This window comes from Chlorobium phaeovibrioides, assembly GCF_003968655.1.
Taxonomy (GTDB): domain Bacteria; phylum Bacteroidota; class Chlorobiia; order Chlorobiales; family Chlorobiaceae; genus Chlorobium; species Chlorobium phaeovibrioides.
The window spans coordinates 181,357-200,848 of sequence record NZ_RXYK01000002.1; the positions used below are offsets into that span (position 1 = coordinate 181,357).

At 54.4% G+C, this 19,492-nt stretch carries 24 protein-coding genes and 1 pseudogene; 22 read left to right on the forward strand and 3 right to left on the reverse strand.

All coding sequences use genetic code 11. The annotated features are described in order from the left end of the window. Positions 1-3: 3 nt before the first annotated feature. The 4 genes from EKD02_RS02495 to EKD02_RS02510 all read left to right on the forward strand — a co-directional run bounded on the left by EKD02_RS02495 (position 4) and on the right by EKD02_RS02510 (position 3,767). Complete coding sequence (locus EKD02_RS02495) at positions 4-780, forward strand: hypothetical protein (RefSeq protein WP_126341539.1); 777 nt, start codon at positions 4-6, stop codon at positions 778-780. Between the two features lie 22 nt (positions 781-802). Beyond that, positions 803-1,207 carry a hypothetical protein gene (locus tag EKD02_RS02500; RefSeq protein ID WP_126383641.1) on the forward strand — a complete coding sequence of 135 codons (405 nt, stop codon included), beginning with the start codon at positions 803-805 and terminating at the stop codon, positions 1,205-1,207. Between the two features lie 111 nt (positions 1,208-1,318). Further along, on the forward strand, positions 1,319-1,780 hold the full coding sequence (locus EKD02_RS02505) for a helix-turn-helix transcriptional regulator (protein WP_126383643.1): 462 nt from the start codon (positions 1,319-1,321) through the stop codon (positions 1,778-1,780). A gap of 280 nt (positions 1,781-2,060) precedes the next feature. Further along, positions 2,061-3,767, forward strand: a complete 1,707-nt coding sequence (locus EKD02_RS02510; protein ID WP_221762979.1) for an RNA-binding domain-containing protein — start codon at positions 2,061-2,063, stop codon at positions 3,765-3,767. Positions 3,768-3,991: 224 nt separating this feature from the next. Here the strand turns inward: EKD02_RS02510 and EKD02_RS02515 are convergent, their stop codons facing one another. Beyond that, positions 3,992-4,321, reverse strand: coding sequence for a hypothetical protein (locus tag EKD02_RS02515; protein WP_126383647.1), 330 nt, complete (start codon positions 4,319-4,321; stop codon positions 3,992-3,994). A gap of 99 nt (positions 4,322-4,420) precedes the next feature. Between EKD02_RS02515 and EKD02_RS02520 the strand changes: the two genes are divergently transcribed. From EKD02_RS02520 to EKD02_RS02580, 12 genes and pseudogenes are all read left to right on the forward strand, one after another. Then, positions 4,421-4,912 carry a hypothetical protein gene (locus EKD02_RS02520; protein WP_126383649.1) on the forward strand — a complete coding sequence of 164 codons (492 nt, stop codon included), beginning with the start codon at positions 4,421-4,423 and terminating at the stop codon, positions 4,910-4,912. A gap of 252 nt (positions 4,913-5,164) precedes the next feature. Next, on the forward strand, positions 5,165-5,605 hold the full coding sequence (locus EKD02_RS02525) for an NYN domain-containing protein (protein ID WP_126383651.1): 441 nt from the start codon (positions 5,165-5,167) through the stop codon (positions 5,603-5,605). Positions 5,606-5,646: 41 nt separating this feature from the next. Beyond that, the gene (locus EKD02_RS02530) at positions 5,647-5,886 is read left to right on the forward strand and encodes a hypothetical protein (RefSeq protein WP_126383653.1); all 240 of its coding nucleotides are present in this window, start codon (positions 5,647-5,649) and stop codon (positions 5,884-5,886) included. 666 nt (positions 5,887-6,552) lie between these two features. Then, positions 6,553-6,804 carry a hypothetical protein gene (locus EKD02_RS02535; protein ID WP_126383655.1) on the forward strand — a complete coding sequence of 84 codons (252 nt, stop codon included), beginning with the start codon at positions 6,553-6,555 and terminating at the stop codon, positions 6,802-6,804. Positions 6,805-6,889: 85 nt separating this feature from the next. Continuing rightward, positions 6,890-7,039 (forward strand): annotated as a pseudogene (locus EKD02_RS02540) (helix-turn-helix transcriptional regulator); the annotation flags it as partial. A gap of 418 nt (positions 7,040-7,457) precedes the next feature. Further along, positions 7,458-9,029: a hypothetical protein gene (locus tag EKD02_RS02545; protein ID WP_126383657.1), complete on the forward strand. Its 1,572-nt coding sequence runs from the start codon at positions 7,458-7,460 to the stop codon at positions 9,027-9,029. 11 nt (positions 9,030-9,040) lie between these two features. Next, entirely contained in the window at positions 9,041-10,240 is a 1,200-nt protein-coding gene (locus EKD02_RS02550; protein ID WP_126383659.1) for an SGBP N-terminal domain-containing protein, read from the forward strand. Between the two features lie 72 nt (positions 10,241-10,312). Then, positions 10,313-10,654, forward strand: a complete 342-nt coding sequence (locus EKD02_RS02555; protein ID WP_126383662.1) for a four helix bundle protein — start codon at positions 10,313-10,315, stop codon at positions 10,652-10,654. Positions 10,655-11,004: 350 nt separating this feature from the next. Continuing rightward, a complete protein-coding gene (locus EKD02_RS02565) occupies positions 11,005-12,243 on the forward strand; it encodes an RNA-directed DNA polymerase (RefSeq protein WP_126383664.1) in 1,239 nt (412 codons plus the stop codon). Positions 12,244-12,262: 19 nt separating this feature from the next. Then, entirely contained in the window at positions 12,263-12,673 is a 411-nt protein-coding gene (locus tag EKD02_RS02570; RefSeq protein WP_244924385.1) for a response regulator transcription factor, read from the forward strand. 50 nt (positions 12,674-12,723) lie between these two features. Further along, the gene (locus EKD02_RS02575) at positions 12,724-12,942 is read left to right on the forward strand and encodes a hypothetical protein (RefSeq protein WP_126383666.1); all 219 of its coding nucleotides are present in this window, start codon (positions 12,724-12,726) and stop codon (positions 12,940-12,942) included. A gap of 6 nt (positions 12,943-12,948) precedes the next feature. Further along, the gene (locus tag EKD02_RS02580) at positions 12,949-13,224 is read left to right on the forward strand and encodes a response regulator (RefSeq protein ID WP_126383668.1); all 276 of its coding nucleotides are present in this window, start codon (positions 12,949-12,951) and stop codon (positions 13,222-13,224) included. On the opposite strand, the gene EKD02_RS02585 is transcribed toward EKD02_RS02580, so the two are convergent. After that, entirely contained in the window at positions 13,203-13,604 is a 402-nt protein-coding gene (locus EKD02_RS02585) for a hypothetical protein (RefSeq protein WP_148102963.1), read from the reverse strand. The two genes, EKD02_RS02580 and EKD02_RS02585, sit on opposite strands and share 22 nt — an antisense overlap. A 50-nt stretch (positions 13,605-13,654) precedes the next feature. Here EKD02_RS02585 and EKD02_RS02590 point away from each other — a divergent pair, with 50 nt between their 5' ends. Further along, positions 13,655-13,954 carry a hypothetical protein gene (locus tag EKD02_RS02590; RefSeq protein WP_126383672.1) on the forward strand — a complete coding sequence of 100 codons (300 nt, stop codon included), beginning with the start codon at positions 13,655-13,657 and terminating at the stop codon, positions 13,952-13,954. Positions 13,955-14,014: 60 nt separating this feature from the next. Next, positions 14,015-14,182, forward strand: a complete 168-nt coding sequence (locus EKD02_RS10005) for a hypothetical protein (RefSeq protein ID WP_185805684.1) — start codon at positions 14,015-14,017, stop codon at positions 14,180-14,182. Positions 14,183-15,796: 1,614 nt separating this feature from the next. On the opposite strand, the gene EKD02_RS02595 is transcribed toward EKD02_RS10005, so the two are convergent. Continuing rightward, the gene (locus tag EKD02_RS02595) at positions 15,797-16,510 is read right to left on the reverse strand and encodes a hypothetical protein (protein WP_126383674.1); all 714 of its coding nucleotides are present in this window, start codon (positions 16,508-16,510) and stop codon (positions 15,797-15,799) included. A gap of 319 nt (positions 16,511-16,829) precedes the next feature. Between EKD02_RS02595 and EKD02_RS02600 the strand changes: the two genes are divergently transcribed. The 4 genes from EKD02_RS02600 (at position 16,830) to EKD02_RS02615 (ending at position 19,475) form a co-directional block, all read left to right on the forward strand. Beyond that, entirely contained in the window at positions 16,830-17,225 is a 396-nt protein-coding gene (locus tag EKD02_RS02600; protein WP_126341536.1) for a putative periplasmic lipoprotein, read from the forward strand. A 14-nt stretch (positions 17,226-17,239) separates the two neighbouring features. Then, positions 17,240-17,704, forward strand: a complete 465-nt coding sequence (locus EKD02_RS02605) for a hypothetical protein (RefSeq protein WP_126341535.1) — start codon at positions 17,240-17,242, stop codon at positions 17,702-17,704. A gap of 504 nt (positions 17,705-18,208) precedes the next feature. Next, positions 18,209-18,568 carry a helix-turn-helix domain-containing protein gene (locus EKD02_RS02610; protein ID WP_126383676.1) on the forward strand — a complete coding sequence of 120 codons (360 nt, stop codon included), beginning with the start codon at positions 18,209-18,211 and terminating at the stop codon, positions 18,566-18,568. A 106-nt stretch (positions 18,569-18,674) separates the two neighbouring features. Further along, positions 18,675-19,475, forward strand: coding sequence for a hypothetical protein (locus EKD02_RS02615; RefSeq protein WP_126383678.1), 801 nt, complete (start codon positions 18,675-18,677; stop codon positions 19,473-19,475). Positions 19,476-19,492 lie beyond the last annotated feature (17 nt).

Sequence of the window (19,492 nt, forward strand, 5' to 3'; positions counted from 1 at the left end):
CCGATGAACACCCCCGACAACAACAGCTTCATCACACTTCACCGGCGCATTATGCAATGGGAATGGTACACCGACGCTAACACAATACGGGTATTCCTTCACCTTATTCTAACAGCAAATCACAAAGAAACCCGATGGAGAGGAGAGCTCATAAAACGAGGGCAAGTACTCACCGGCCTGAACCAATTATCGCGCGATTTAAAGCTCTCAGTAAAGAAAATTCGTGTTGCGCTGGAACACCTGATTTCGACAGGCGAAGTGGCAAACAGATCGACAAACAAATATAGAGTGATAACCATAATCAATTACAACGCTTACCAAGACAGGAAAGAGCGTGAAGGGCAAGCAGGTAGGCAGACAGAAAGGCAATCAAAGGGCAATCAAAGGGCAGCATCCAACAATGTAAACAAGGGTAACAATAAGAAAGAAGAGGGGAGAAAGGTTCAGAACCCCGGCTTTTCAGTTGAGTTCATAGAAAAAGCCTGGGCTTTCTTCGCAACCAATAAAGTGAAACCCTACGGCGCCATCAAAACCCAGAACATCGCCCTCCAGCAGCTCTTCAGCATGGCCGGCGGGAATGAAGAAATAGCAAAAGACGCACTTCGCCAGACTCTGGCCAACAACTACCAAGGATACACCTGGTTCTTTGACCGCAAACATAAAGGAGAAAACAATGGACTTCACACGCGCAATAACCAAGGTCAAGCAGGGCAACCCACAAAAGCAGACCACGCTGCCCTCATGCAGCAGCTCGTCGATCGCACGACGGGAATGGGTTGACCAGCCCACCCCCACCACCATCATGGCCGCCCTCAACGAAATCCAACGAGCGAAAGGCAAATGGTACAGCGAAGTCATGATGAAGTTCTACAGCACCAATGTACCAGAACGCACCAAAGAGCACCTCGACGGGCTTGTCGCCACCATCCAAGCGCAGAAGCTCAACACCACCGACCTTCTGACCGTCACCCGGCGCATCCGCTTCACCGAGTTCCAAGGCACCACCTACATGCCCCTGCCTGATGAGGCAGCCATTGTGCGCATTATCCGCGAAGTGCAGAGCGAGAGCATCACTGCGCAATCAAACGAACCACGCAAAGGCCACGAACCCGACCCCATCGACATGAGCGAATACGACGGACTGACGGAAGAAGAAACCTGGGAAGCGATGTTCGAAAAAGCCTACCAAAAATGCGGAGGGCGGTGAATATTGCATTCAGCCAAATTACTCTGCGATGGTGTGAGTTTCTGATAAAAAAATCGTATGATATAGCTGACCCAACAACCCGACTGGAAGGTCAAAGCAAAAGGGATCACTATGGCAACCAAGCCCATTGAAAAGCACTCGCAACTTGCTCAAGTATCAGTTGCAAAGGCAGAAGAGATTGATCGGGTAACACAAAACCCCGGCGGAGAAAGGGGTGCGCTCATCACATTGATCAACAGCATTTATTTGGCAGATATCCCAACCGATGCAAAGCGGTCAATGACCGATCTGCTGCAGCAACTCATTGAGCACGCACAGCTTGAAGCACGGTTCAGAACCCTGCTCACAAAAGCAGACGCAGCGTTCATCAAGAAACTCGAAGCAGACTACCCCAACCTTACACAGCGAGACACACTCATATCCCTCTTCATCAAACTCGGGTATGATACCCGGGAGATTGCACGGAGGGTTGGGATTAGCACACGGGGGATGGAGAGCATCCGGTACAGGCTGCACAAGAAGATCGGCAGGGCGAAGAATGAGTCGATCAAGATGTATCTCGGGGGGGTGTGAGGGGCTTTAAGCCGGGTCTTATGGGCCGGTCGGAGGGAGAATGTATCAATGAAGCGCCTTTGCCTGCTAAGGAGGTTGTTGTCAGAGTAGCGCAGCTTTCTCTGCCCTGTGTCGAGACATCTACAATAAACGCAGCCAAGAGGACTCTTGTTACGTGCGGGTTGTGCTGACAACCTTGCTACATTGCTGGACAGCAGGATGATCGAAAACGCACGGCTTATGGTCAAGAAGGGCAGCGTTCACCGACTATGTAATCAATATGAAATGCAGCGTAAATCAAATGCATGAGATGACAGCTCTATTGGAGGGACTCATCCGCCACTGGGAAAGTGAAGTCGTCGAATTCAAGCAAGCCGGCAAGGATTATTCGACGGACAAGATTGGTGAATATTTTTCGGCATTGGCAAATGAATCCAATGTCCGAGGCATGGAGGGCGCGTGGTTGGTCTTTGGCGTGAACAACAAGACCCGCTCCATTACGGGCTCCGATTACCGGGTTGATCCGGAGCGTCTTCAAAGGACGAAAATGCAGATTGCGGAAAATACCGAGCCGAGTCTGACTTTCCGCAACATCTATGACCTGCAGCAAGATGGTGGGCGAGTGGTGATGTTTGAAATCCCAGCTGCTCCCCGCGGCATGCCCATTGCCTGGAAGGGGCACTACTATGCCAGAGCAGGCGAGAGTTTGACCCATCTCGGACTTGATAAGCTTGATGAAATCCGCCAGCAAACCAGTACGACGGATTGGTCTGCTCAACCCGTTCCGGAGGCGGAGCCAAAACACCTTGATGAACGGGCTCTTCAAACAGCCAGAGAGTCATTCGCCCGCAAGTATGCCAACCGCTTTTCGGAGGAAGATGTCTTGTCCTGGCCGTTGCAGACATTTCTCGACCGTGCTAAACTGACGAGGGATGGCAACCTCACCCGAACAGCGATACTGCTGCTCGGCAAGCCGGAAGCGGCCTATCTGCTTTCACCGCATCCAGCACAAATGACTTGGAAACTGGAGGGCCCGGAACTTGCCTATGAGCATTTTGGTCCGCCTTTTCTGCAGAATACCACTGCACTGTACCAGAAGATCCGGAATATCCAGTTGCGCATGCTTCCCGACGATGCCCTGCTTGCTGTCGAGGTATCGAAGTACGACCGGAAGGTAGTCCTTGAAGCACTGCACAATTGCATTGCCCATCAGGATTATACCCGTAATGGACGGATTCTGGTCACGGAGCGGTCAGATAAACTGATTCTTGAAAACGAAGGGGGGTTCTTTGAAGGAGAACCGAAAGACTATGCGACCGGAGAAAAGACCCCGCGTCGTTATCGAAACCCCTTTCTGGCACAGGCTATGGCAGAGCTGAACATGATCGACACCATGGGCTACGGTATCTATGCAATGCATATCGGTCAGGCCAGACGATACTTTCCGATGCCCGACTATGACTTACGCGAACCAACGGCAGTCAAGATGACGGTATACGGAAGCGTCGTGGACCCTGCATACAGCAGAATGCTGATTCAGAAAACCGACTTGCCGCTCGATGAAATTCTTGCCTTGGACCGTGTCCAGAAAAAGTTGCCGCTTGCTGATGATGTGATTAAACGCTTACGACGCGATGGCCTCATTGAAGGGCGCAAACCAAATCTCTTTGTGTCAGCTTCTATAGCAACCGTAACTGCCCGCAAAGCTGAATACATCAGGGCAAGAGCGCAGGATGACGACTATTATTGCAAACTCATTACCGATTATCTGAAGAAGTTCGGCGGAGCGTCACGGAAGGAAATCGACAGACTTCTTGTTGCCAAATTAAGTGAAGCTCTGGGGCCCGAACAAAAAAAGAGAAAGGTGGCGAACCTTCTGACAAAACTGCGCCGCTCCAGCTTGATTCGTAATGAGGGATCCCGCGCTCAACCGCTATGGGCGATAGATCCTTCGCCAACGAATTTGCAGAAAGGAAATGCAGGATTGCAGAAAGAGATTTCAGACTAAGTGACATAATAGAAGACAGTTAACTCTTCAGAATTGCAGAAAGGAAATGGCCTGTTTGTTCAAGACTTCAAGCATGCAGATTCCCTCATGTGTTTCGTCAGGGCCCAGGGCATGTACTTGTCATGTCGATTATCGTGAAAAACGGCTCCTCTGATCCCTCCATTCTGTGGACTGACCGTCTGAGGGTTGAGGGCACGTGGTGTGCCAACCTGTTCCAGTTTATCTTACGGTCGATTCAGCGTCTCTCTCAAGACCTGAAACTGCCGTTTCAGCTTGGCACTGATCTTTTCCGGCGGGGTGAGAGCGGGGTTCATGAAGCCATTCGTGAAGCGCTCGTCATTGCGCTTGTTATTGCGCTCGTCACTGCTCTCGTCATTGCACTCGTCAATGCCCTCGTCCATGCAGACTATCAAGGTGATGGAGGCATTGTCATCGAGAAATACACAGACCGTCCCCGAGTTCTCCAATCCCGGCTCACTCTTGATCTCGCTCGAGCAGTTGTTCCGGAGCAATGTCAGCGAATGCCGCAACAAGTCACTCCAGACAATGTTCATGATGATCGGAACGGCTGAAAAGGCCGGACCGGGCACAGTGGGTACTGCCGATGATAAGCCTCATTCCCGATGATTCCCTTGCACATCTGCAGGATCTCTTTGGCCCGAGGTTTTCCCTGGTTCGATCCGAACGAAGTGCAGGCACTTGTTACAGCCGAGATCGAAGGAGAGGTGGATAACCTTCGGGTTCGGCAGATCTGCAATATCCATCCCGCTGATGCTACAATGCTTTTGCAGGCGTTGGTCACCAAAGATGCATTGGTTCGTGATGGGCATGGTCGATGGAGTCGGTATCGGCTATCGCATACCGGTGACTCCCTGCATAACGAGGGGAAGTCCGAACATAACGAGGGGAAGTCCGAACATAATGCTGCAATACAGGCTATTGCAGAACAAGTTCAAAACCGTCGCAGGTTAACGCGGGATGAAACGGAGCGGATTATTATGGAGCTTTGTGATGGCCGGTGGCTGACAAAGAGTGAACTGGCGAAGTTGCTGCATCGGAATCCCGATGGAGTGCGTCAGCGTATTCTCATTCATTTCGTTGCCGGGGCTCGAGGGTATAAAAAAGAAACGCCCCCAACACGTTGAGGGCGTCGGACCAGAGATGCTATCTCTGGTGAGGTGCCGCTTAATATAAGTACTTTGATATGGATGCACCAAGCCCCCACACAAGAAAAGATCGGGTACTGGTCTATGTCGATGGGTTCAACCTGTACTTCGGCATGCTTGAGGCCGGTTACAAAAATGGTAAATGGTTGAACCTGAAGCTGTTGGCCAGGAAAATCCTTCTGCCGCAACAGGAACTGCTGTCGGTGAAATATTTCACCAGCAGGGTCAGCAATGACCCCGATAAGCAAAAAAGACAGTCTACCTCTATCGATGCACTTGAGTCAGTGGGAGTTGAGGTTCATTACGGGAAATATCAGCAAAAGGCCATGGCATGCCTGTTGCGGCCATGTCAGGGCCGATTACAACGAGAAAATGACAGACGTCAATATCGCTACCCAGATGCTTATTGGAGCCTATCAGGATCAGTACGATGTCGCCGTGCTCGTATCAGGAGACAGCGACCTTGTTCCTCCCATCCGTCACATCCATGACCAGTTCCCTGCCAAAAGAGTTGTTGTCGCCTTTCCTCCCAAACGTCACAACCAGTCCGTAAGGCTGGTGGCAAAGGGATCAATGACCATAGGCAGAAAAACAATAATCGACAGTCAGTTCGCCGACACCGTTCCCAGTAAAATCGGGTACAGTCTACGCAAGCCCGAAATCTGGGCATAAACGGAATGCCGGCTGCTCCACAGCAACCGTACCGTCAATGATTGAAGATATCAGGAAGGCCCTATGTGGAGGGCTGCCGATACACTGCGGGCGAACATGAGACTCCGGCCAGCCCGGGCTCGCATCAAGCCACGGGGCCATGGCTGCCAGGCAAGCCGCCCACAGGCGTTGCCGCACCGGCTCCACTCTCTCCCGTTCCGTCTCCACTGACGCTCCGTCTGCACTTCCGCTCTCTCCGCTTCGGCACAGCAACGGCGGATGGTAAGAGCGGTAAACGGTAACATCCGCCAAAGCGTCGCACTTTGGCGGAGGTTTCGATGTTGGCGGGGATACCTAAGAGCTGACCCTGACCGCTGCGCCGTCAGGGTCAGCAAAGACGCTCGGCACGGCTGCCGCTTCGTGGAGCAGCCCTCCGCGAGGGCCAGCGAATCATGCGCTTCGGACCCGGACCGCTACGCGGGCCGGGCCTTCGCTTGAGGCCACCCCCATGCGGGGCGCCGTCGGACCGGATCCGCTACGCGGTCCAGCCCTCAGCCAAAAACGCCCGACGACGGAGGCGCTTCGGACAGCAGCCGCTTCGCGGCGGTAGCTCTCAGCAAAGACGGACTCCGGACTCCTGGCCGTGATCGCTACGCGGCCCGGTCAGTCGCCGCCCAGTCGCCGAGTGGTGTGTTCCAAAATGGAACCAAGCACTTCTTTCCAGAGCTACCCGTTCGCGATAGCGGTAGTCACCAACCAACGCTCCGCACCGGCGCCGCCGACTGCCCGGCAAGGCGCAGAACCCCAAGAGCGCCCAGCCGGGCACCCGCCATTACGCCCGTGCTCGCCCTCAAGCCACGGTGCTATGCAGGAAGAGACCGGCCATGGCGGGTACGTCCACGCCGTTCACCCCGCCCGTGGCATCAGCACTTTGAACGAAACTGTCGCACCACCCGCATCTTGCTCCGGTGTACCGATCGCAAGGCGGCCCGGCATCCTTTCATTATCCTGCGGGACCTCATCACTATCGCTTCGTTGGGGCGCCCATTGTGCGCATTATCCGCGAGGTGCAGAGTGAGAGCATCACTGTGCGGTCGAATGAGCCACGTCAGGGCTATCTGCCGGAACCGGTGGATATGAGCGAGTACGACGGCATGACGGAAGATGAAACCTGGGCGGCACTGCTTGAGAAAGCCTACGCGAAATGCGGCGGGCGATGATGAAGGTTCTCGTCAGCTTTTTTTGCGATGCGGGGTGAATGTAAAAATAATGCATAATGTCTCACTGAGAGAAAGCATCGTTTGCCTGTTCATCAAGCTCGGGTATGATACCCGGGAGATTGCACGGAGGGTTGGGATCAGCACACGGGGGATGGAGAGCATCCGGTACAGGCTGCACAAGAAGATCGGACGGGGGAAGCATGAGTCGATCAAGATGTATCTCGCGGGGGTGTGAAGGATGTATGGCGCCTGACTGCGTCAGCATGGTAAACTGTAAAATATCGCAACAACCCTTCCGGGCTGTACTCTTCCGGCCCGGCCTGTTCTATCCGTCCTATCCGTCACTTGAGACGAAGCCAACCATTGCAATGAACGTAAGTTAACCAATACCCCTGTAGGGCAACAGCCATGGGTTCTGGTTACATGTACTCAATGAAAAATACCGACAGTATAAAAGTGCGGCGTATTTTTTTTGGTTTTTTTGTTGTGGGGAATATATTGTGTGCGCAGAGATTATGCGGGAATCTTCTTGTACTTGCTGTGAGTAAGGTTCTGGCCCGTGATTCCGCTTGTTGAGTCCATTCGAAGTGGTCAACAGGTTATAAAATAATGAAGCTGTTTTCCGGGTAGGGCTTCTTAAACCATATTATGTGATGAACTCCCCCTGTTCGCAACTCCGTGGCTATAAGCGGGTGACTGCCCGCATTGTCGCATTCGCACTCCTGCTTTCTGGTTCTCCCGCACTTCTTCGGGCTTCAACCACGCCAGAAGAGCTCTCCCGCTCCATAAGGAACGAAGCCCTTACCGGCTACGCCGACGGACGTGAAGCGCCGGCCATCCTGCAGAACAGTATTGTCACCGGGGCGTTCTCCAGCGTCAGGTCCGCGGCTGAGTCCGGTACTGACCCTGTGCTTCCGACAGCAGCAGGTGTTCTGCCGGCAGTACCGCTTACCCTCGCCGACGGAAGGCTGACCGCGAGTGTCGCACCTGCATCAAGCAGCATGGCATATAGTGGTGACGACCAGCGGTTCAACATCAACCTCGGCATGGGGTACTATGACCCTGAGCGGGGAGACGGCGGCATCATGGGCAGCGGAGGGTTCGCAACCATGATCGGCAGCCAGATAGCTGTTGGTACCAGTGCCGTTGTGTATGACATCAAGCGTGATGTCATAGCGAACGCACTCTGGCAGGTACCGAACTCCGGTCTTCGCTTCAAGCTTTCCGGCGGGTACATGTGGGGCGACCAGGAGTTCGAGTTCGCATCCGGCAACCACCAGATCGGTCTTGAACAGTACAGCTACGGTCTCAACACCACATGGATTATCCCGAAGGATGATGCATGCAGCAGCATCCACTCAATCGGAGCAAGCGTCTGGGGAGCAAAAGCCAACCAGGTACAGCACCCTGAAGCAGTCTACTTCATGCAGGAAACCTCAACAGATTACCTCTTCTACCGTGACCCGCTGATGCTCAGCGAAGGCAGGCTGTTCGGGTTCTCCGGCGACATGCAGCTCGCTCTATGGGAGAACTTCGTCACAAAAGGATCGCTCGGTTACGAACGCCTGAAATACCCGTTCGCTGACGGCACGGCAGATATTGAAAACGCGCTCTACAGCGACCTTGCGTTCTTCTGGGAACCGATCCGGAGCATCACCATCGGTGCAGGATGGAAGAACGGGGTAGGGGAGGACCGGTTCTCGACATCGCTTGAGTCCGGCCACTTCACCCTCAGCGGCTGGTACAGCAAAGGGCAGGCAGGGCTGCAGGATGATAAAGGCGCCATGCTTACCTACAGCCTGTTTACCCAAAAGGCACCCAAAGGAACAACACTTGCCAGAAGGATGCAGCCAAGCCGCACGACGGGTTCCGCAGCACTGCTCGGCGAATCGCTTGAGCGGCCGGTCTATATGCCCTCAACCTTTCTTGCCAAAGCCGACCTGACGGCAGTTACCCTTGAATCCACCGTCAGCAAGAGTCTTGGAACAGACGCAACGGTAGACCCTGCAACCGGTGATATCCTCGTAACGGTTGGCGCAGGGGCTGATACCATCAACAGTGCCACGAAAGATGATGCTGCCTATACCTACGCCGGCATCATGGAAATCGTAGCAGGTAACCTCGTCATCCACTCCAGGCTGCTGCCTGAAGGCGCTGCAACATATGTGATAGTCGTCACTGATACTGCGAGTGATGACTTTAATGTCACCATGGTAACCGAATAACTATCCGAACAATGAACTACTATCGTAAAACTGTTGGATTTCTGGCCTCTTCCCGTATCGGGAGGGTGATGATGCTGGGCATTGTGGCTATGCTGGCATTCTCTTTGCTTGCTGATGCCGCCAATCAAAGGCGGGGGGCGAGGGTCAAGAGCATTGTTGTTGAGTCGGCGGCAAGTTCGGAAAAGGCGATCACAGCGTTCAGCTTTGCAGGGCTGACTCCATCGGTTACAGGCACAATAGATCAAACTAATCACACCGTAGCACTGACGGTGCCGTACGGTACGACGGTGACAGACCTGGTCTCCACCTTCACGGTAAGCGACGGCGCCACTGTCAAGGTTGGCTCCACAAGCCAGACGAGTGGTACAACGGCAAATAACTTCATCTCCCCCAAAACATACACCGTAACGGCAGCGGACGGAACAACGCAGGACTATACGGTGACGGTGACGAATGCGCAGAACCCAGCCAAGGCGATTACAGCGTTCACGATCACAGGCCAACAGGGCACAACAACGATCGATGAGAGTGCCAAGACGATAGCGGTAACGATGCCGTATGGCACAGACCTGACGACTTTAAGCCCAACCGTAACGATAACGGGATCCAGCGTCAGTCCGACGAGCGGTACGGCAAATAACTTCATCTCCCCCAAAACATACACAGTAACGGCAGCGGACGGAACAACGCAGGCCTATACGGTGACGGTGACGGCCAATACCTCATTGACAATCGGCGTAGCATACGGCGGCGGCATCGTTGCATACATCCTACAGGCCGAGGATCCAGGGTATGAAGCGAATGTCCCGCACGGCCTCATTGCTGCTACCGCAGACGCTAGCAGTGGCATCATCTGGGCGGTTGCAGAATACCAATCGACCTCAGTCTCTGAAACCGGTACAGCAATCGGAACGGGTTCAGCCAATACCGATAAGATCATTGCCCAAAATGAAGCAGGCACAACCTACGCCGCCGGCCTTGCCAGAGCTTACAACGGTGGCGGGTATACAGACTGGTACCTGCCGAGCAAGGACGAGTTGAATCAGCTATATGCGAATAGAGCCGCTGTTGGCGGTTTTGGAGCCAACGGCTACTGGAGTTCGTCGGAGTACACTGCTGACTACGCGTGGGGCCAGGGCTTCGACGGTGGCTGCCAGGTCGTCAACCTCAAGAACGGCAACTGCAGGGTTCGTCCTGTGCGGGCTTTTTAACCATTCATCACTTCAACCCTTTCTTCAGGGGGTGCAGGGGGGCTTTGCCCCCTTGCATATTCCGGGTTCATTATGGCACTGTACTATGACCTTCCGGTTTTTCGCGATGTGTATCAGTTGATCCTGCTGCTTTTTGCGTATACGAGGGAGTTTCCTCGGGAGTATCGCTATACGCTCGGTCAGGACATCAAGCGTGACAGTATTGTGCTGGTGCGGAGCATCTACCGGGCGAATAAGGCTAAAAGCAAGGCGGAGTACCTTGAGGTGTTTCTTGATGATTTTGAAGTGCTGAAACTGGAGGTGCGTTTATGTGTGGATATGAAGATCCTCTCCCTGAAAAAGCAGGCTGAAGTTGCGGGCCTCATGGAGTCGATCGGTAAACAGGTTACCGGGTGGCGGAACGCCAGTCGGTAATGCCGGAGTCCGGCTGGTTACGGCTTGCCGGAGTGTGCAAGGCTTGGTTCAAAAGCGGCAGTGAGACTGTTCCCACGGGGCTGCGCCCTCGGGGGGGGCAGTACATGATATACCAGGAAGGGTCCTTCCTGGTATCCTGACATCACTGCATTATTGGTGTTGGCGGTTTTGGAGCCAACAACTACTGGAGTTCGTCGGAGTACAATGCTGACAACGCGTGGAACCAGAACTTCAACAATGGCAACCAGAACAACAACAACAAGAACAACAACAACAGGGTTCGTCCTGTGCGGGGTTTTGAACCGGCAGGCATGCTGCCCGGAGCCTGAACACTCCGGGCTGTGTGTTGTATGAACGGGGCGACGCGGCAGCTTGACCTGTTCTTCGACCGTCCGCTCCCGGAGTCGGCCCGGCCCATTCAGCTTGATGATCTTTTTGAAGCGTATGCGGCCTGTCGGCGCCATAAGCGGCGAACCGCCAGCGCAATGGCTTTTGAACTGAATTACGAAGAGAACCTGGTTGAGCTGTGCAGGGAAATCAACAGCGGTCAGTATATGCCGGGCACGTCGGTTGCCTTTATTGTTGACCGGCCGGTGAAGCGGGAGATATTTGCGGCGCAGTTCCGCGACCGGGTCGTGCATCATCTTTTGATCAATAAGCTGAACGCGCTGTTTGAGCGTTCGTTTATCTACGACAGTTATTCGTGCAGGGAGGGTAAGGGTACCCATCTCGGCATCCGGCGGCTCGGCCACAGCATCCGGAGCTGTTCAGGGAACTACAGCAGGGAGTGCTGGGTCTTGAAGCTCGATATCCGTGGTTTTTTCATGAGCATCAGCCGCAGGCGGCTCTACGATATGCTGGAGGAGTTTCTGAATGCGCAGTACCGGGAGCCGGACCTGCCCGCGGTGCTTGCACTGTGCCGCAAGGTTGTGTTTCTCGATCCTGCAGCCAACTGCGTTGTCAAGTGCAAGCGTTCCGACTGGGACGGGCTTCCGCCCGACAAGAGCCTCTTTCATGCAAAGCCGGGGTGCGGGTTGCCAATCGGCAACCTGACCAGCCAGATCTTTGCCAATTTCTACCTGAACGGGTTTGACCATTTCATGAAGCACGATCTCGGGCTGCAGTGGTATGGGAGGTACGTGGATGATTTTTTTGTGGTGCATGAAGACCGGGGGTTTCTTGCGGCGCTGGTACCGGTTGCTGGAGAGTACCTTGCCCGGAGGCTGGGGCTGAGCCTGCATCCCCGTAAAATAGTGCTTGAGGAGTGTTCGCGAGGGGTGGAGTTCCTTGGTGTGGTTCTTAAACCCCGCCGTACCTACATCGCCAACCGGACCAAGGGGAATATGTATCGCGCGATCATGCGCCATAACAGGGTTGCTGAGGACCATCGTCCCAACCATCGTGAGCGTTCGGTGTTGCAGTCCAGTATCAACTCCTATCTCGGCCTGATGAGGCATTACCATACCTACCGGTTGAGGCATGCCATGATCTACTCGCATCTTTCGCAATGGTGGTTGCGGCTGCTAACGCCGGATGCATCGCTACACAAGCTCTCGCTGGTTCATAACCCGAGGCGCCGAATCCGGTGAATGTCGTACAGGAGCATGCATGCACTTCTCTGTTAACGGCATAAGGATGACACAGACTGAACGAAAAGGGAAAAGTATTCTCATTGTGGATGATGACCGGGATCTGGCAGAAGGCATAGCAATGTATCTGGAACGTGAAGGCTACCAGGTCACCACGGTTACCGAGGCAATCAGCTGCTATGTAGCATTCCATGGCGCTTCATACGATCTGACGCTGATTGATCCCTCCCTTTCCGATCAGGATGGGCTGGTACTCGTCCGCTACCTTCGCATCAATACCAGAACTGCAGTCATGCTCTTCTCAGCCCGTGCCACCATTGATGACCGGCGTAAGGCGTTCGGTGCAGGAGCCCATGTTTTCATTCCGAAGCCGGTTGCGTTCGGGAAGCGCGCCCGGGCAATAGCCGATCTCCTCGATTCGATGGCCTGATGATCGGAGGCGACGGAACCGGTTTGGAATTATCAACAGGAGATGAAACGATGAAACAGAACACCGCTTATGGTGCATGCATCACCGAACAGGGTTATGGAACCGCCTGCACCCGGTCCTTTCCCCTGTACGGTAGTCCGGCATCAACAGCAGCATCTGCCGAATATGAGGTAACGGACGCGGCTGTCGAGGAGAGACAGGTCATTCTCCTGGTTGAAGACGAACCGGATATTGTGCAGCTCCTTCAGATGCTGCTTGAGAAAAATTGATACCGGGTGCGCTCTGCATCTGATGCCGAAAGTGCCCTCAAACATGACCCGCAGGCTATCAGCCTGCTTCTCGCTGATGTGGGCTTTCCGGGCATGAACGGTGTTCGGCTCTATGAACGGATGCATGCAGCTAATCCAGACCTGCAAGGCCTGTTCATGTCCGGCTACGCCCTCAAAAGCCTTTACCCTCATCAATCGCTTCAGGAAGGAGTGAACTTCATCAGCAAACCCTTCAGCATCAATAATCTTGTGGGCATGGTTCAGCGTTCTCTGGACCCATAGGCGTACATCGCTTCAAAATGATGAGTGGGGGACCCGGGGTGCATGGTTGCGATTTGGGCGCAGGTTGACCGGGGATGCGGGTTGCATGAAAATGCGGGGCGAATATGCTGAACGGAGTGGCCCAGCCTGCCCGCGCTATGCCTGGCATACTGCGGGACAGTTCCGAACCGGGCCACACTCTTGCCGCTCGTCACGTGCCACACCCACCACCGCACCGCCTCCACTCCCTCCCGTTCCGTCTCCGCTGACGCTTCGCCTGCACTCCCGCTCGCTCCGCTTCGGCACAGCAGCGCCGGACGGCGGATGGGGAGAAAGGTAAACGGCAACAGCCGGCGAAGCATCGCGGTCCGGCCCTCCGCATCGTTATCCATGAAAGTCATAATACCCGGAACACCTCTAACACCTAGAGTGTCACTATTAAAGGCTATAGATGTTAGAGGTGTTCGCACTACTCCGAACACTTCCCGCCCGTGGCATCAGTGCTCCGAACGAAACTGTCACATCGGGCACATCCGGCGCCGGAGTACCGATTGCCGGCCGCCCCATGCTCCCTGTAGACCGTACCCGCGCTGAAGAGGGCGCATGGCAGTCGCCCCTCCGCCTGCGGGAGGCTTCGCTGACGTTCCGACTCCGCAACGCTGCGTCCCTTGCGTCGCTTCGTCTCCACTACCGCTTCGCCCCCTCCAGCTCCGTTCTGGCCGCAAAGCGCCCCAGCCCTGATGCACTATGAGCCAACTCGCAACCGTCCCAAAGGCTTCAAAACGCTGCGCTCCCTTGCGTTTCTACGCCCTTGCTCCCCATAAGCCGCACCCGCCCTGAAGAGGCGCCACATGCTTCCGTTTCCTCCACCTCCAGCACCTCGCTAACGCTCCAGGCGCTTGGTGCTTCGTTCCTTGCACCAGGCGACCTTCCGCTACCGCTCTGGCTTCCGGCTCCGGTACTCAGCAAGGCGCCTTAGGCCTGTTCCCGCAACGCAAGCCCAAAACTGTCGCGCCGGACTCCACAACGCGGCGTCCCTTGCGTTCCTCCGCCCGCACTCCCTGCCGCCTGAAAGCACCCCGAAATGCGGCACCCTATGCACCTCGCTTCTTCGCTTTCGGATTGTCGTTCCAGCTACGGGCTTACAGACCGCTCGTCCCTCGCGTCTCCGCCCTCCGCCTCCACTCCGCCCTTCAGCTTCGGCACTCGCCACACGGTGCCTCTGCACCCGGCACCCCAGCGCCACCATGAAAGAAAAAAGAACAGACGGGGGAGGGGGGAAGAAAAACAGGGGGAAGACCCACCCCTCATAAGAGCGCGCTGACGCCGCTGTCGCTTCGAAACAAGGCCTCCGCCTGAACGGCTGTCGGCAAACAGGGAACTTGGGCGGGCATCCGCCCGCAAAAGAAAAACGCGAGCCTTCAGCACCCGCCCGGATATTGAAAAAAGACAGCAATTGTATACTCTTTTGTGTGTTCCAAAAAAGACAGCAATTGTATACTCTTTTGTGTGTTCCAAAAAAGACAGCAATTGTATACTCTTTTTGAAAGCACCCGACAAAGCACCCCGGGCCTTCGCTTCGCTCGGCCAATGTGCGGGCAAGTTCATCCGCTCAACCACAGCCGCAACAGCTTGCCCCAGCGCACCATCCACCGCCTTCGCTTCCGGGCGCTCACTCACGGGCCACCTGACGGCGTCCCTCCCGTTCACCCCTGCAGCTCCGGCTATGCTCTACCACGAAAGCGTGCCGGGACCCTTACCGCATCCTCAAGCGAAGCCAGGCGGTCGGTTGCCGGAGTACCGGCTCCCTTCTCGCGGAATCACTCGTGCGGTGAAACGCAAACCCGCCACCAAGCAACATTCCCCCGCAACAGCTCCACATGGGGGACACATCCGCAAAACCAAAGAGCTCCTGTGTCCCCCATGCATCCGCCGTTGCTCTCAGCTAATCCCGAAAGCCCTGCAAACAAAGTCATGCCGGCCGCTTCGGAGTACCTCACCCGCCAGAACAGAAAGCTCTTTCTCCCGCCTTCGGGGTACCTCGGCTCAAACATACCATGCGCCTCCGCCTACAGGTGCGTGTTCCGCCGCTCGTTCCTCACGGCTCCCCAACCCGCACCCTCCAGCTCCCAGCGGAAGAGGGGCGCTGTCAAGCCCCCAGGGGTGTATAACTAAAAGTTATGTAAAGCTGAGTACAGCCGCTTCGCGCCCTGCGGGCTTACATAACTTGAGTTATACAACAGCGCTAAAGTCTGCGCGCTGTCGCTTGCCCAGAACTCAGCGCTAAGCCCGCCATTGTCACGCCGCTTGCAAGGAAAAGAAGAGCAAGCGTCCCGCCAAGGCGGTTGAAGAACGCTGTTCAGGCTTTGTCACGGTTTTTGCCAGGGCACTGGAAGAGCAAAAACACGCGCCAAAGCCTGAACTGCAGCGGTATGCCCCTTCCGTTACGGTTTTTGCGGGGGGCAACGACAGCGCCGGAAGGGATGGGGAATGCAAAACGGGTCAGTCGGCAGGGCGACTCACCCGTTTGCTTTAATGCGGCACGCCGTTGTAAGTACTGCCGGCAGGTCGATGGAGTAGGGTGGTGCGGCCCTCAGTTCTTTTCGGCCATCTGTCGGAGATTCAGTTCGATCTTGACGAATATCATGAGGAACGCAAGGAGCAGGAATGAAAGAAATGCTCCTCCGGCAAAGGTGAGTATGCCTAAGCCGCCTGCTCGTTTCATTGCGGCTTCAGAGGCATCGGCTTCCTTCTTGTTGATCTTTGCCTGCAGGTTTTCATAGAACATCGTGTTATACGTGTCATAGACCCTGATGGCAATGTCAAGCGCATGGTCTTTTTTTGTAAGCTCTATGACAGCGTTATCCTTCAGGGCTTTTTCAAGCGTATCAGCCAGTCCGGACACATAGGCCTTTGCAATGTCTTGCTCGTCTAAGCTGTTGCTCCGGGTCCTGATCTGACCTTTTCTAAATTCATAAGGGTAGCTCGGGTCGTGTGTGGTCGAGAAATCATGTATGGCGCTATAGCAGCGGTCATAGTATTCCTGGAAGGGGTCTTTTTCTTTCTGCTCCTTGGAGACTGCTGGAGCTGCATCGGGTGTTTCGTTGTCTTTCGCGGTGAGGACTTCTACAACGTCCGTGCTTGTAATGTCGGGGGCATTGCTTGAGGGGAAATTGAAGGCTCCGATATTAAAGAGTCCTATGGCAGAGGCAACAATCACCACGACCAGTGAGAGTGATGCAAAAAAAATGATGGCTTTGCGGAGAATTTTCAGATAGGTCAATTCGAGTTTTTCATAGGATGCCATGGTAAACCTCCAGGTTTGATTGATGGTTGCGTGTAGTATTGCCCGGCGCTTACTGTTAAATGTGGCGTTCTTCTTTTCTGCGCAGGCAATACACAAAATATATGTATTATTGTGTGCCGGTTCGTGTTGAATGTGTGTCATCTTCAAAAAATGTTATGGCGTTCTGCTGAGCGGTTTAGGGGTTCGGGCATTCGCTCTTGGGTGATGTTGTTGGATTTGACGCACAAAGGGTGTACTATGAGGGAGTAAATGCCTTGACTGTAATGTGCTTGACTGGCTTCGTGTTGCGAAGTCTCAATTGAAATGAGGAGGCCCCGGAATGAAACGTCTATTGTTGTGTGCACTGGTTGCCCTTGGCGCCACCGGGTGCTCAACTGCTCATCAGCCGCTGACACAGAAGAACTCGCCGCTCACGCAGGGCAATGTGCAGATGAATCTCGTGGTCGGGAAGACCACCAAGGCGGAAGTGCTCGAAGCCTTTGGGGCACCCAATATAACGACGAGGGACGGATCTGGTCGTGAGGTGTGGTCTTATCAGCGGGCGGCACAGGTGACGCAATCATCCGGGCAGGAAAATTATTGGACCGTGGTGCTTGCGGGGCAGCGGAACTACAATTCAGGGTTTGAGTCATCGTCAAGCATGATCACCTTGATCATAAAGTTCGATGCGAGCGATGTCGTGGCGGACTTCAACAGCCGGGTGTCAAACTTCTAAACCATGATGGAGCGATGAAGAAAAGCATATCGATATTTGCCTGCTCTTTTATACTGCTTGGCGGGTGCACAGGGTCGGTTCGGCCTGTAATGGTTCCCCTGGAGATCCAGAGTATGCAGGCTCGAGAGTACTCGGCGGGAAAGGATGTTGTGTTCCCGGCTGTTATTTCGGTGTTTCAGGATATGGGGTATAATATCAAATCCGCGGACATCGCTTCAGGCTTCATCAACGCGGAAAGTCCAGCAGAGACAAAGACAGTTTTGTTCAGCGGCCGGCATGTAGGTAAAACTGTTGCGACGGGTTTCATTGAGAAAATTGGGCCGGTAACCCGAGTCAGGCTCAATTTCGTTTTTACCGAGCATGTGTATATGGGGATGGGCTCAGAGAAACAAAAAGATGAACCGGTGCTGGATTCTCAGATATACACCAATGCCTTTGAGCGCATTGAAAACGCCATATTCATGAGGACGAGCAAGTAAGCTCCAATGAAGATTATTTGTTCAGCAATAGCCCGGATCCCCTCCGGGCTTTTTTTATGCTCATCGAATCCACCCATTGGATCTCTGCACCTCAGCAGTTTGCCATTGGGCCCACTGCGCGAAATACACGCACTGCGCCCGGTGAGCGGCTATTGTGCAGTGTAGGGTAAGAACACTCTCTTCTCTACCACGCGTCTCACGCACTGGCAAAAAGGAACCAGTGCGTCAGGCGCCCTGTACTACTCAAAGCACTTCAACAACATTAAACCGGCAGAGCCGCCGGAGTACCGTCTGCACTGCGGATGGGGAAAAGAACTGTCGGCGGTTTACGCTGCCGCGTGGCAGGAAAGGAATGGCTTCGCCATAACGCTGTATGAGAATACGATGAAGCGGAACCCTTTAGGGTTGCAAGTGATACTTTACTGAAGTATGTTCCAATAAATTGGAACTCTTGTAATATTGCACAGATGAAGCTCCCGAGAAAGCCGCAACCAGCAAGGAGCTATGAAACTCAACCAGCGACGCATTGATGAGGTCATCCAGGGGATCTCGGACGGGCTTACCAAAGAGGCTGCGTGTCAGCTGGTTGGAATCAGCCGGGCAACATTCTACAACTGGCTCAGTCAGGGGGAGGACGATGCAGCCGCCGGGCGGCGTACCCTCAAGCGGCAACTGTTCGAGCGGATTCCTGTTGCTGAAATCGAATGCGAGAAATGGCATCTGAGCAATATCAGAAAAGGGGCCGAGCGGGACTGGAGGGCGAGCGGGTGGTACCTGGAGCGGACGCGTCACGAACGATACGGGCGCAGGTTCGTCCAGCCCGAACAGGAAGAATCGTCCGACGAGCTGAGGGTCATCGGCTGAAGTAATCAGAGCACAGTAAGAGGGCAGTGTGCTGGCACAGTATTTTTTTTGGGCAGCCTCTTTTTTATAGGTGTCCAGTTTGTCAACAAATAACAGGGAGGATTCAATGGATTTCTGGAGACGCTACTTCAGGCAGATTACTTTACCAGTACACTTTGCTGTTGAGCCAGAAGGTGGGGGTGAGGAAAACGCCAATGCGAACGAGCCGGGCAATGCTGGTGGCGGTGAAGGGGCGGGAGAGGATGGAGGAGAAGGGAATAAAGGAAATGAAGAGGGGGGAGAAGGGAGGCCTAAGTCGTTCAGCCAGGCAGAGGTCGATGCCCTCATTGCAAAGAAAACGGCAATCTATTCAGGCATTGATGTGCAGGAGTACAAAGCCCTGAAAGAAGCCAGGGCGAAGCAGGAGCGGGAAGCGCTGGAAAAAAAAGGAGACTTCGACAAAATCCTCGCTCAGACCATGAAGGAGAAAGACGAGATCATTACTGAAAAAAACGGGGAGATCGGAGCGCTTGAGGATCAGCTCACCCGTATCAGGGTCGACAATACGCTGCTTGAAGCGGCTTCTGGCGCAAAGGCCGTCAACCCTCGTCAGATCGTCACCCTCCTGAAGGGGAATGTTCATTACGACCGGAAAACGGATTCGGTGGAGGTGCGTGAAAACGGTACACCACTCTACAAAAGCGGCAAGCCGGTGAATGTGATCGACTATGTGTACGACTTTCTCGCAAAGAACGCGCACTTCATGCCGGCCGGCCCTTCAGGCAGCGGGGCTTCAGGAGGAGGGGCAGGGGTGCCGGCAGGCTCCATCTACAAAATCAGCGCATTGGACGCAAAAGATCCCGCCAAATACCGTGCTGCGCGTGAAACGGCAATAAAAGCCGGTCAGTCCCTTTCCATCGAGCGATAAAGAAGCAAGCAACCACA